This is a genomic window from Streptococcus sp. k-402 (genome assembly GCF_013277515.1).
Lineage (GTDB): Bacteria > Bacillota > Bacilli > Lactobacillales > Streptococcaceae > Streptococcus.
On sequence record NZ_VMNB01000003.1, the window covers coordinates 100,065 to 114,902 of the forward strand.

General features: G+C 37.2%; 6 protein-coding genes. All 6 read left to right on the forward strand.

Annotated elements, in window-relative coordinates; translation table 11 throughout:
• The first annotated feature begins 16 nt into the window (after positions 1-16).
• The 6 genes from HT724_RS01660 to HT724_RS01685 all read left to right on the forward strand — a co-directional run bounded on the left by HT724_RS01660 (position 17) and on the right by HT724_RS01685 (position 14,824).
• Positions 17-2,311: a glycoside hydrolase N-terminal domain-containing protein gene (locus tag HT724_RS01660; protein WP_173276059.1), complete on the forward strand. Its 2,295-nt coding sequence runs from the start codon at positions 17-19 to the stop codon at positions 2,309-2,311.
• A 9-nt stretch (positions 2,312-2,320) separates the two neighbouring features.
• Entirely contained in the window at positions 2,321-5,437 is a 3,117-nt protein-coding gene (locus tag HT724_RS01665) for a glycosyl hydrolase family 98 C-terminal domain-containing protein (RefSeq protein WP_173276061.1), read from the forward strand.
• 56 nt (positions 5,438-5,493) lie between these two features.
• Positions 5,494-7,260, forward strand: a complete 1,767-nt coding sequence (locus tag HT724_RS01670; RefSeq protein ID WP_173276063.1) for an L-fucose isomerase — start codon at positions 5,494-5,496, stop codon at positions 7,258-7,260.
• A gap of 145 nt (positions 7,261-7,405) precedes the next feature.
• Complete coding sequence (locus HT724_RS01675) at positions 7,406-8,557, forward strand: iron-containing alcohol dehydrogenase (protein WP_173276065.1); 1,152 nt, start codon at positions 7,406-7,408, stop codon at positions 8,555-8,557.
• A gap of 146 nt (positions 8,558-8,703) precedes the next feature.
• Positions 8,704-9,588, forward strand: a complete 885-nt coding sequence (locus HT724_RS01680; protein WP_004235732.1) for an SPFH domain-containing protein — start codon at positions 8,704-8,706, stop codon at positions 9,586-9,588.
• 202 nt (positions 9,589-9,790) lie between these two features.
• Positions 9,791-14,824, forward strand: a complete 5,034-nt coding sequence (locus tag HT724_RS01685) for a ZmpA/ZmpB/ZmpC family metallo-endopeptidase (protein ID WP_173276067.1) — start codon at positions 9,791-9,793, stop codon at positions 14,822-14,824.
• The last annotated feature ends 14 nt before the right edge of the window (positions 14,825-14,838 follow it).

The window sequence follows — 14,838 nt, forward strand, 5'->3', positions numbered from 1 at the left end:
GGAAGAGAGGTAAAGAGTGAAATTATGGTATAAGAAAGCTGCCTCAAATTGGAATGAAGCCTTGCCGATTGGGAACGGTCATTTAGGTGGGATGATTTATGGTTCAGCTACAAAAGAATGTATTCAACTAAATGATGAGACTATTTGGTATAGAGGAAAGTCAGATAGAAATAATCCAGACTCACTATTGCATCTTAAAAAAATTCGGGAATATCTTTTAGATGGAGAAATTCAGAAAGCCGAAGAATTGATAAAGTTAACAATGTTTGCTACCCCAAGAGATCAAAGCCACTATGAATTACTTGGGGAACTTTACATTGAGCATATAGATATTCAGTCTTGTGCTCTTTCATTGTATGAAAGAGAGCTAGATTTAGATACAGCTATTTCTAATGTTGTGTTTGAGCCTAATAGTTGTAATTTACAAATAAAAAGAGAATATTTTACGAGTTTTAATAAGAATATTTTATGTTGCCGTATAGTGTCATCAGTTCAAAACACATTAAATTTAAACATTAATTTGGGTAGAAATAAACGGTTTAATGATGAAGTATCTAAACTGGATTCAAGTACAATTTTAATGTCGGCCTCTGCTGGAGGTAGAAAAGGTGTTCAGTTTAAAGTAGTATGTCATTCTAAGGTTACGGATGGTGAAGTAAGTGTATTGGGAGAGACAATAGTTATTCGGAATGCTACAGAGGTATTTCTTTATCTCAAATCAATGACGGATTATTGGGGAGACATAGATATTTCTTCTCTTCAGGGAGAATTTAGTAGCATTGATTACTTTACAGAAAAAGATGAACATGTAAAAAAATATCAGGAGCAATTTAATAGAGTTGATTTTAAACTGGACTATAGTAAAGATTGTCTTAGCATTCCAACGAATCTACTTCTTGAAAACACTAAAAAGTATAGTAACTACTTGACTAACTTGTTATTTCATTATGGAAGATATCTGTTAATATCGTCTAGTCAACCGAATGGTTTACCTGCCAATCTTCAAGGAATATGGTGTGATGAATTAAATCCAATTTGGGGTTCTAAATATACGATTAATATTAATACTCAAATGAATTATTGGATGGTAGGTCCATGTGATTTACCAGAAGTAGAATATCCATTATTTGATATGCTCGAAAGAATGAGAGAGCCGGGAAGACTAACCGCTAAGAAAATGTATGGAGCTAGAGGTTTTACAGCACATCATAATACGGATGGTTTTGGCGATACGGCTCCCCAATCTCATGCCATGGGGGCTGCAATTTGGGTATTAACTATTCCATGGTTATGTACTCATATTTGGGAACACTATTTATATTTCCAAGATGAGCGTATTCTTACGGAACATTTTGAAATGATAAAAGAAGCATTTCTTTTCTTTGAAGATTATTTATTTGAGGTGGATGGCTACTTGATGACAGGTCCAAGTGTCTCACCGGAAAATAAATATCGCTTAAAAAGTGGTATTGAAGGAAATGCTTGTCTATCATCTACAATTGATAATCAAATTCTAAGATATTTTTGTGATTCATGCATTGGTATTGCAAAACAATTAGGAGACAATTCGGATTTTATTAGTCGTGTGAAGGAGTTAAAAAAGAAATTACCTAAAACAAAAATAGGTAGTAATGGGCAAATACAAGAATGGCTAGAGGATTATGAAGAAGTAGAGCCTGGTCATAGACACATTTCACCTCTATTTGGGCTTTATCCTTATAATGAGATTGATATTTATAAAACTCCTGAATTAGCAGAAGCAGCGGAAATCACTATAAATAGGAGATTATCAAATGCTAACTTTTTATCTTCGCAGGATAGGGAACAAGCGATTAATAATTGGTTAGTAAGTGGTTTGCATGCTAGTACACAAACAGGTTGGAGCGCTGCATGGTTGATTCATTTTTTTGCGAGACTATATCAAGGTGAGCCTGCTTATAACCAGATTAATGGTTTGTTAAATAATGCGACTCTTGGGAATTTATTTCTTGACCATCCACCATTTCAAATTGATGGTAATTTAGGTTTGGTGAGTGGAATTTGTGAATTATTAGTACAGAGCCATCATAATTGGTTATCCCTAATTCCAGCTTTACCTTCTGCTTGGTCAGAAGGAGAAGTGAAAGGTTTCAGAGTAAGAGGAGGATATAAGGTATCGTTTGCTTGGAAAAATGGGGATATAACATTCCTAAAATTGGAAGGAGGAAACAAAGATCAAAAAGTAAGAGTAAGAATATATGGCAAAAATACTGATGTACAAAATATTGAATTGGTATTTAATTCAGAAAAAATTATTGAGTTAAATTTTTAGGTATAAGTCATGAATAAAGAAAAAATAAAAAGAAAATTAATCACAATACTGTTTGTATGTATTGGGATGTTATGTTTTGGATTGTTAGCAGGAGTTAAGGCTGACAATCGTGTTCAAATGAGAACGACGATTAATAATGAATCGCCATTGTTGCTTTCTCCGTTGTATGGCAATGATAATGGTAACGGATTATGGTGGGGGAACACATTGAAGGGAGCATGGGAAGCTATTCCTGAAGATGTAAAGCCATATGCAGCGATTGAACTTCATCCTGCAAAAGTCTGTAAACCAACAAGTTGTATTCCACGAGATACGAAAGAATTGAGAGAATGGTATGTCAAGATGTTGGAGGAAGCTCAAAGTCTAAACATTCCAGTTTTCTTGGTTATTATGTCGGCTGGAGAGCGTAATACAGTTCCTCCAGAGTGGTTAGATGAACAATTCCAAAAGTATAGTGTGTTAAAAGGTGTTTTAAATATTGAGAATTATTGGATTTACAATAACCAGTTAGCTCCGCATAGTGCTAAATATTTGGAAGTTTGTGCCAAATATGGAGCGCATTTTATCTGGCATGATCATAAAAAATGGTTCTGGGAAACTATTATGAATGATCCGACATTCTTTGAAGCGAGTCAAAAATATCATAAAAATTTGGTGTTGGCAACTAAAAATACGCCAATAAGAGATGATGCGGGTACAGATTCTATCGTTAGTGGATTTTGGTTGAGTGGCTTATGTGATAACTGGGGCTCATCAACAGATACATGGAAATGGTGGGAAAAACATTATACAAACACATTTGAAACTGGAAGAGCTAGGGATATGAGATCCTATGCATCGGAACCAGAATCAATGATTGCTATGGAAATGATGAATGTATATACTGGGGGAGGCACAGTTTATAATTTCGAATGTGCCGCGTATACATTTATGACAAATGATGTACCAACTCCAGCATTTACTAAAGGTATTATTCCTTTCTTTAGACATGCTATACAAAATCCAGCTCCAAGTAAGGAAGAAGTTGTAAATAGAACAAAAGCTGTATTTTGGAATGGAGAAGGTAGGATTAGTTCTTTAAACGGATTTTATCAAGGACTTTATTCGAATGATGAAACAATGCCTTTATATAATAATGGGAGATACCATATTCTTCCTGTAATACATGAGAAAATTGATAAGGAAAAGATTTCATCTATATTCCCTAATGCAAAAATTTTGACTAAAAATAGTGAGGAATTGTCTAGTAAAGTCAACTATTTAAACTCGCTTTATCCAAAACTTTATGAAGGAGATGGGTATGCTCAGCGTGTAGGTAATTCCTGGTATATTTATAATAGTAATGCTAACATCAATAAAAATCAGCAAGTAATGTTGCCTATGTATACTAATAATACAAAGTCGTTATCGTTAGATTTGACGCCTCATACTTACGCTGTTGTTAAAGAAAATCCAAATAATTTACATATTTTATTGAACAATTACAGGACAGATAAGACAGCTATGTGGGCATTATCAGGAAATTTTGATGCATCAAAAAGTTGGAAGAAAGAAGAATTAGAGTTAGCGAACTGGATAAGCAAAAATTATTCCATCAATCCTGTAGATAATGACTTTAGGACAACAACACTTACATTAAAAGGGCATACTGGTCATAAACCTCAGATAAATATAAGTGGCGATAAAAATCATTATACTTATACAGAAAATTGGGATGAGAATACCCATGTTTATACCATTACGGTTAATCATAATGGAATGGTAGAGATGTCTATAAATACTGAGGGGACAGGCCCAGTCTCTTTCCCAACACCAGATAAATTTAATGATGGTAATTTGAATATAGCATATGCAAAACCAACAACACAAAGTTCTGTAGATTACAATGGAGACTCTAATAGAGCTGTGGATGGTAACAGAAATGGTAATTTTAACTCTGGTTCGGTAACACACACTAGGGCAGATAATCCCTCTTGGTGGGAAGTCGATTTGAAAAAAATGGATAAAGTTGGGCTTGTTAAAATTTATAATCGCACAGATGCTGAGACTCAACGACTATCTAATTTTGATGTGATTCTATATGACAATAATAGAAACGAAGTTGCTAAGAAACATGTTAATAGCTTGTCGGGTGAATCTGTTAGTCTAGATTTCAAAGAAAAAGGAGCAAGGTATATTAAAGTTAAATTACTAACGAGTGGTGTACCTTTGAGTTTAGCAGAAGTAGAGGTTTTTAGAGAATCAGATGGTAAGCAATCTGAAGAAGATATAGATAAAATAACAGAAGATAAAGTAGTTTCTACAAATAAGGTAGCTACTCAAAGTTCAACTAATTATGAAGGTGTGGCTGCCTTAGCAGTTGATGGTAATAAAGACGGAGATTACGGACATCATTCGGTGACTCATACTAAGGCAGATTCTAATGCTTGGTGGCAGGTCGATCTGGGAGAAGAGTTTACAGTTTCTAAAGTTGATATTTATAATAGAACAGACGCCGAACCTCAGCGTTTATCTAATTTTGATGTTATTTTTCTATCTTCATCAGGAGAAGAAGTTTTTAGAAGACATTTTGATAAAGTAGTTGATGGTCTGTTATCTTTAAAAGTACCTTCTGTAGGGGCTAAGCTAGTCAAAATAGAATTAAAATCATCAGCTATTCCGTTAAGTTTAGCGGAAGTTGAAGTCTATGGTTCAAAGAGAACTCCGAAGAAACTTTCCAATATTGCGTTAGCAAAAGAAACTAGACAGAGTTCAACGGATTACAATGGTTTTTCTCGTCTAGCAGTTGATGGAAATAAAAACGGAGATTATGGTCATCATTCGGTGACTCATACCAAAGGAGATTCTCCTTCATGGTGGGAGATAGATTTAGCACAAACCGAAGAATTAGAAAAGTTAATTATTTATAATAGAACAGATGCTGAAATTCAGAGATTATCAAATTTTGATATTATTATATATGATTCAAATAATCATGAAGTTTTTAAACAACATATTGACAGTTTAGAAAGCAATAATCTATCCATAGGCTTAAAAGGACTGAAGGGAAAAAAGGTTAGAATTTCTTTGAGAAACGCAGGAATTCCTTTAAGTTTGGCAGAGGTAGAGGTTTATACTTATAAGTAATTTTAAAAATTATCATCGGTAGTATAAAAGAAACAGAAAAATAAGAGGAAAGTATTATGATCCAACATCCACGTATTGGTATTCGTCCGACTATTGATGGTCGTCGTCAAGGTGTACGCGAATCACTTGAAGTACAAACAATGAACATGGCTAAAAGTGTGGCAGATCTTATTTCAAGTACATTGAAATATCCAGATGGAGAACCTGTGGAATGCGTGATTTCTCCATCTACTATTGGTCGTGTTCCAGAGGCTGCAGCTTCACATGAATTGTTCAAAAAATCAAATGTTTGTGCAACAATTACAGTCACACCATGCTGGTGTTATGGTAGTGAAACTATGGATATGTCTCCAGATATTCCTCATGCTATTTGGGGATTTAATGGGACAGAACGCCCAGGAGCTGTCTATCTTGCAGCTGTACTAGCTTCACATGCTCAAAAAGGGATTCCAGCCTTTGGGATTTATGGTAGAGATGTTCAGGAAGCTAATGATACAGATATTCCAGAAGATGTCAAAGAAAAACTTTTACGTTATGCGCGTGCAGCTCTTGCAACTGGCTTGATGAAAGACACTGCTTACCTATCAATGGGTAGTGTTTCGATGGGGATTGGCGGTTCTATTGTAAATCCAGATTTCTTCCAAGAATACCTAGGAATGAGAAATGAATCTGTAGATATGACGGAATTTACACGTCGTATTGACCGTGGTATTTATGACCCAGAAGAGTTTGAACGTGCTATGGTTTGGGTAAAAGAACATATCAAAGAGGGAGTTGACCGAAATCGTGAGGATTTGATTCTTTCTAAAGAAGAAAAAGAAAAACAATGGGAATTTGTTGTAAAAATGTTCATGATTGGTCGAGATCTTATGCAGGGAAATCCTCGTTTAGCAGAACTTGGTTTTGAGGAAGAAGCAGTTGGTCACCATGCTTTAGTAGCTGGTTTCCAAGGTCAACGCCAGTGGACAGACCATTTTCCAAATGGGGACTTTATGGAAACTTTCCTCAATACTCAGTTTGACTGGAATGGTATTCGAAAACCATTTGTATTTGCGACAGAAAATGATTCACTAAATGGTGTATCTATGCTCTTTAATTACTTATTGACGAATACTCCACAAATCTTTGCTGACGTGCGTACTTATTGGAGTCCAGAGGCTGTTAAACGTGTAACGGGACATACTTTAGAGGGTCGTGCTGCAGCTGGCTTCTTACATCTAATCAACTCAGGTTCTTGTACATTGGATGGTACAGGTCAAGCTAGTCGTGATGGAAAACCTGTTATGAAACCATTCTGGGAGTTGGAAGAAAGTGAAGTGCAGGCTATGCTTGAAAACACAGACTTCCCACCAGCAAACCGCGAATACTTCCGTGGAGGAGGATTCTCAACTCGCTTCTTGACGAAGGGGGATATGCCAGTAACAATGGTACGTCTCAATCTTTTAAAAGGAGTTGGTCCAGTGCTACAAATTGCAGAAGGTCACACACTTGAACTTCCTGAAGATGTTCACCATACTTTAGATAATCGTACAGATCCAGGATGGCCAACTACTTGGTTTGCTCCACGTTTGACAGGAAAAGGTGCTTTCAAGTCTGTCTATGACGTCATGAATAATTGGGGGGCTAATCACGGAGCCATAACATATGGACACATTGGTGCAGACTTGATTACCTTGGCTTCTATGTTGAGAATTCCTGTCAATATGCATAATGTACCTGAGGAAGATATCTTTAGACCTAAAAATTGGTCCTTATTTGGAACAGAGGATCTAGAATCAGCAGACTATCGTGCATGTCAGTTGTTGGGACCACTACATAAATAAAACTTGTTTATATAGGAGGTGAGCTTGCGTCCCTCCTATCCTTTTAAAAATATTTGTTAGATATTTCACAAATGATTGAAAGCGAATACAAAAAGTAATATAATGATGTTAAATAGATGGCGCGAAGGCGCAGGAGGAAAATTATATGGCTACATTTTATGTTCCGGCAGTCAACCTTATTGGAAAAGGTGTTGTAAATGAAGTGGGTCCTTATATCAAGGAACTTGGCTATAAAAAGGCACTTTTGGTGACAGACAAGTTCATCGAAGGCAGTGACATTTTGCCTAAGGTTTTAAAACCGCTAGATACAGAAGAAATCGAATATGTCATCTTTAGTGATGTAGAGCCAAACCCTACTTGTAAGAATGTCACAGATGGGGTAGCTGTTTTGCAAGAACATGGCTGTGACTTTATCATCAGTCTTGGTGGTGGGTCTCCACAGGATGCAGCTAGTTGTATCTCTATCATGGCTACAAATGGTGGAAAACCACAGGATTATGAAGGACTTCATAAATCTGCTAAAAAAGGCCTTCCTGTTGTAGCTATCAATACTACTGCAGGTACATCAGCAGAAATTACTATTAACTATGTGATTACCGACGAAGAACGCAAGGTTAAGATGGTCATGGTTGATAAGAATAGCCTTGCTCTTATCTCTGTCAATGACCCTGAATTGATGATTTCAAAACCTCAAGCTTTGACTGCTGCGACAGGTATGGATGCTCTGACCCACGCAGTTGAAGCTTTGGTAACACCTGGTGCTTATGATGTGACCAAGAAACTCTCTATCGGAGCTATTGAGCTTATCAAGGAATACCTTCCTCGTGCTGTAGCAAATGGACACGACATTGAAGCGCGTGAAGGTATGGTCAATGCCATCTTCCTTGGTGGTATGAGCTTTAATAATGCTGGTCTTGGCTATGTTCACTCAATGGCTCACCAACTCGGCGCAGTATATAATTTGCCTCATGGCGTGTGCTGTGCTATGTTGCTACCAGTTATAGAACGTGAAAATGCTAAACGTGTACCAGAAGCTTTTCGCAATGTTGCTAAAGCCTTGGGCCTTCATGTAGAAGGTAAATCAGATCAAGAATGTGCCGATTATGCAATTGCTGAGATTGAGAAGTTTTCTGAGACAGTAGGTATTCCTAAGAAATTGACTGAACTTGGTATTGAAGAAAAAGATTTCGACTTTGAATATCTTTCTAAGAATGCTTTGATTGATGCATGCGCACCAGGAAATCCATTTATGCCAACCTTAGAAGAAACGATTGCCTTTTATAAAGAGTTGTTTTAGCAAGAGATTTGACGACAATGTGACAATTCACCTCTAATTATTGACATTTCAGGAAAAATCGCAGTAAAAACTGCACAGACTTCTTTAAATGTGCTATAATACAGGAAAAAATAATAATGGAGGTCACGATAATGGCAACATTTTTGATGATTTTTGTGGTGGTTTGTGTGCTTCTATTGGTGATAGTCACACTGAGTACAGTTTATGTGGTTCGTCAGCAGTCGGTGGCGATTATTGAACGCTTTGGGAAATACCAAAAGGTTGCCAATAGCGGTATTCATATTCGATTGCCTTTTGGAATTGACTCGATTGCAGCTCGGATTCAGTTGCGCTTGTTGCAAAGTGATATTGTGGTTGAGACTAAGACCAAGGACAATGTGTTCGTTATGATGAATGTGGCGACTCAGTACCGTGTCAATGAGCAGAGCGTGACAGATGCCTACTATAAACTCATGCGTCCAGAATCTCAGATTAAATCTTATATCGAAGATGCTCTTCGCTCTTCTGTTCCCAAATTAACCTTGGATGAACTGTTTGAGAAAAAAGATGAGATTGCCCTTGAGGTTCAACACCAAGTAGCAGAAGAAATGACCACTTACGGCTACATTATCGTGAAAACCTTGATTACCAAGGTTGAACCAGATGCAGAAGTCAAGCAATCCATGAATGAAATCAATGCGGCGCAACGTAAGCGGGTCGCAGCGCAAGAATTGGCAGAAGCTGACAAGATTAAAATCGTCACTGCAGCTGAAGCCGAAGCAGAAAAAGACCGCCTTCATGGTGTGGGGATTGCCCAACAACGTAAGGCGATTGTGGATGGATTGGCAGAGTCTATCACCGAACTCAAGGAAGCCAATGTTGGCATGACAGAAGAACAAATCATGTCCATCCTCTTGACCAACCAGTATTTGGATACCTTGAATACCTTTGCCTCTAAAGGAAATCAGACTATCTTTTTACCAAATACTCCAAATGGTGTAGATGATATCCGTACACAAATCTTGTCAGCCCTCCGTGCTGAGAAGAAATAATAGACTAAAGAGCTTGGCAACAGGCTCTTTTTACATTGCGGTTGTTAAGAAAAGCAAAAAACATTGATATACATTTAACTAAACATTATTGTATGTTGTTGCCCTTAACTTGGAATGATAAGGGAATAACTAGAAAGATTTGTGAATACAAACTATTTCTGATATACTAACTATACAGTAATAATGAATGATGGGAGATGGGATGAAAGAATTTCAATTTGAGAGAAAGCAGCGTTTTTCTTTGAGGAAATATGCAATAGGAGCTTGTTCGGTCTTGCTAGGAACGAGTTTATTTTTTGCTGGTGTGGATCCTCAATCTGTACAGGCTACAGAAACGAGTTCAACACTAATTTCAAGTCATTATTTGGATGAGCAGGATTTATCTGAAAAGCTGAAATCTGAGTTGCAATGGTTTGAAGAAAATAAGATTGAGGTAAAAGAGGGAAAAGAATACTATTTTATCTATCGAAAATTGGCTACCAGATTACCAGAAACAGGTCTTTTTTCTAATGATGGGATGTTTATCTTGGGAGCAGGATTATTATTGCTTTCCTTCACTTTAATCAAGAGAAAAAAGGGAGCGTCTTACTTCCTTGTGACAGTCTTTGCTGTTGGTGGTTGGGGAGCATCCATCTCTGCTTTCGAAAATCTGGTAGAATTGCAACCAGCCCTTGTTAAGAGAGTAGAAGGTCAGTTTTTACCAAGTCCTGAAAGAGTCCAAGGATATGAATTTACGGGATATTATTTGGTAAGAGATAGTGCTAGCAAGGAACTTTCTGTTGATAAGGTAGAATCGCCAGCATTATCTCAAAAGGAGGGCAGTTCAGAACCTCAATCTAAGAAGATTGTACCACAGACTGCATCGCATTTTAGCTCGACTGAAGACCTTGTGCAATCTCCTCAACCATCCTACGCAGTTGAGAAAATTGTTGAAGCTCCTGCAAGCAAACAAGCTCCTGCTGAAATTGGATCTATAGGTACTAAGGAAGAAGTTGCAGGAAATCCCCAAGTAGAACAACCGAAAGCAGAAGATAATAGTGATTATAAAACAAGTCCTGAGGAAGGTGTGTTAAATGCCACAGTAGAGAAACCAGAATTGCTAGCCACTACAGAGGAGGTTGCTTTCCAAACGATAGAACAAGAAGATGCAACCTTAGCTAAAGGGCAAACTAAAGTTGTTCAAGAAGGTGTTGTTGGTGAACGCACCATCTATACGGAAGTCACTGTTGTTAATGGGGAAAAATCTAGCAAAGTTATAGAAAATATAATCACAAAAGAGCCGGTGGACAAGGTGATTGCAGTTGGGACTAAGGAAGAAGATGAACCAAAATCTGAGGAAGGTAGACCAGTTCAACCTGAAAAAACTCCAATAGTAGAGAATGAAACAGAGACAAAACCAGCTGATGGAATAGGACAACCAAGACCAGGAGCAGAAGAAACGCCGGGTACAGAAGCAACACCAGGCGAGAAACAAACACCTGACAAACCCGAAGCCGAGCCGAAGCAACCAGAACCAGCAACCTCAGCCGTGGAATCAGGGGGTGAGGAAAATCAAACTCTTGTCCAACAAGGTACTGAGTCCCAGCCACCATCTAAAGAAACTGCTGAGACCAAAGATTCTGAGCCAGAAGGCCCAGCCGTGGAATCAGGGGGCGAGGAAAATCTAACTCATGCCCCACAAGGTACTGAGTCCCAGCCACCATCTAAAGAAACTGCTGAGACCAAAGATTCTGATCCAGCAACCCCAGCCGTGGAATCAGGGAGAGAAGAAGACCAATCTCCTGCGGGACAAAAGGGTGAGGAGAACCAGCTGGAGAATCCAGTTGAGGGGGTAAAAGATGTTGGTGAATCTGCCCCACAAGAAACCCAAAACCAACCAGAACAAACGCCTTCATCTCCAGAGGTCAACCCAAGTCAAGGAAACGAACCAGAATCAGCTGTTCAGCCTGAACCCTTATCTCCCCAAGAACAGTCAGATTCACAAGTGCAACCAACTGTCCCAAGTCCAGTAACGAAAGAAAAAATACTGGACTATAAAACAATCTATACAGCTTCACCAGCTTTAAATTACAAAGAGCAACGAGTAGAAGTAGCAGGCGAAAATGGTAAGGAAGTGACAACTACTTCTTACAGTTTTGATGAAAGTACTGGGAAAATAGTAGAACACACCTCAACAAAAATAGAGAAACAACCGGTGGATAGAATTGTTAAGATTGGGAATGTAGAAGAAACAAGATCAACAGTCAAAAGACGTGAACAGTTTGTTGCGGATGAGGCACTTGATAAAGGGGTTAAAGTAGTTAGAGAACAAGGTCAGGACGAAGAAACGACAACAATAAAAGTTTACAAAGTAAATGAACAAACAGGAGACTTGACTGAGCCAGATGTAACGACAAAAGTCGCTAAGCCAATGCAAGCGAAAATAACGGCAGTAGGAACTAAGTCTAAGGTTGAAATAAAGGATACTCCGTTTGAAACACGATATGTAGCAGATGAGACGCTAAGTTATAAGGAAAAAGTAGAAACACCAGGTGAAAAAGGGCGTACAGTATCAACTACAAAATACACAGTAAATCAAGAAACAGGAGCTATCTCAGAAGAAACTACAACAGAAAACACTCCAGCTAAAGACAAAATAGTAAAAGTTGGAAATGTAGAAAAGATAGTGTCACCTATTGATATTACTGAGGAAAGAAAAGATGATCCTGAACTTCCGAAAGGAAAAGAAGAGGTTCAAAGTGAAGGCGAGCAAGGGGAAACAACCGTCACTAAAACTTATGAAGTTAATTCTGAGACAGGAGAGTTAACAAATCCAGTAGAGAAAACTGAAACAACTAAAGCTATGCGCCAAAAAGTAATCTTGGTTGGTACTAAAGAAGACAAACCGCATTTACTGCCAGAAAATAGTGAGTTAGAAAATGCAGTGGATGTGATGGAAGCTAGTAGAGAAATGAAGTCTGTAGACTTCTTAACAGATGAAAAAATAAAAGCGCAACTAACTCCACCTGCTTTAGAAATAGAGCGCGATTTTTATAAAAAACGCAGTGAGTTGAAAAAAACGCAACCGCAGATAAGGGATGATGAAGTAAAAGAAATTCTACGAAAAGAATATCTTGAAAAATTATCGATTAAAGAAACACTCGATGCGACTAAAACCGATTTAGAAGCTAGTTTGAAAAAAGTTGCGGCGCATACCTTGAGTATTTTAGGTGATAATCAACAAAATAGAGAAAAAGTAAAAGGTGATATTGAAGCTAATAAAGAGAAAATATTACTAGGGTTATCCTATATCAATCGTTTTTATAATATTGATTTTGGAGATACCAATATCCGTGATATTCTAGCTTATAATCCAAGCTCGTTCGGTAAAAAAGACCTTACTTCATTAGATTGGTTAACACACCTTGGGTCTATGAGTTATGATGAATTAAGATTAACGAATAGTCCAAAAACATTTGAGAAATACTTTGGTAAAATTACAGATAAACCAACGCTATTAGATTTCCTAGATTACAATAGAACTACATTCACTAATATGGATGGCGATACGTGGTTGAAGAAAGCGACTAAAGCTATCGTAGTTGAAAAAGCTTCGAAAGAAAAACCTGATGAAAAAGTAGACTTATATACAAAATTAACTACGCCTCCTGAGAAATATGGAGCAGAAGAACTTCAAATAAAAAATAGAAGACAACACAATATAGCTACATTATTAGGTTTAGTGAATATTAAAGAACCAAGCGTGTATGCTATAACTAACATAGCGACGGTAACCTACGGAAACATCGGAACGTATATGGATACTTCTTTAGAGAAAACCAATAAAGCTAAGTATACCGAAGAGCTTAATAAGGTTAAAGAATTGATAGAATTAACAGCTACAAGGCAGGCTAATTATGTTGATACTTTATATAGAATAACAAAAGAAGAAAATCGTCCGAAACTAATTACAAATAGAGTAATTGTCGATACGATGAAACAATATACTGCAGACGTAAATGCTAGAATAAATACTACATGGTCTAAAGAATCAGGACCAACAGCAGATAAAGGGGTTAAAGACTTTATGACACCTCTAGGATTGTATTCACCATCGCAAAATGTAGGTGCAGAAGCCAATGGAGTGGGTGTCCGTTACTTCATAGATAGAGTTCTGGATGATAGAGGTTCAGCTACTTATTCTCATGAAATGACGCATTTATTAGACAGAACAGTACTGTTTAATAATCATGGTCGTCGAGATGGTACAGCGGCAGAGTTTTATGCTAGAGGAATTTTTGAAAATTCTTACACACCAGAAAAAGATACGTATTTTAACCTAAACTTTGTTTTTGACGAAAGTAAGAAAAATGGCTTCTACAACAAAACGCCAGATAGATTCAAAACAGATGCAGACTTGAAATCTTATATGCATGGAAGTTTTGATGTGTTATATAGTTTAGATTATTTAGAAGCGGAAGCAACAAAACAACTTTCAGCGGCAGATAAAACTAAATACTTCAAGAAAATAACTCCGATTACTTCAACTGGGACTAGAACACCCGTAACATACACAAATCCAGCAGTTCAAGCTACGCACAAGAGTGAAAAAATCTCAGAAATCACACTGGCAGAAGCGGAAAAACTAACGGATATCAATAGCTTGATTGATAATAATATTTTAGTGAACCGTTACATTATAAAAGGATTTACTGATAAAGGTACTATTCAAGCTAATGGGTATTATTTAGTGGATATGTTTGATACCATTTATGGTGTTAGTCAAAATGACTCTGGTATGAGTGGGGATATCACCTTTAGAAAACAAGCCTTTGAACTTATGGGTGCTCTAGGATATTATGAGGGATTCGTACCTTATGTATCGAATCAGTTTAAAGTAGAAGCAGAAGCGGCAGGAAAACCATTATCCGATAAGTATATTTTTGAAAAAATTCTAGGAAAATCTTACGCAGCTTTCAAAAAAGAGCAAATAACTGAGCGTGTTGAGAAATTAGGTAAGTTAAAACTAATTACTATAAATTACAATGGAAAAGAAGAAGTGATTGATAGTAAAGAAAAATTACAAGAGCTTATGAATAAAGCTGTTTTAGCTGAACTAGCCCATATAAAAGCAGGCAATACCACGGCTAAAAAGTTTGAGTTTATCGAAACCCCAGTTCAAAAACTGAAAAAAGCGATTTATAAAGCTTATCTCAAAGATTCAGATGACTTTAGACAGTCGATTTACAATAGTTAAGACAAAAGGGACAT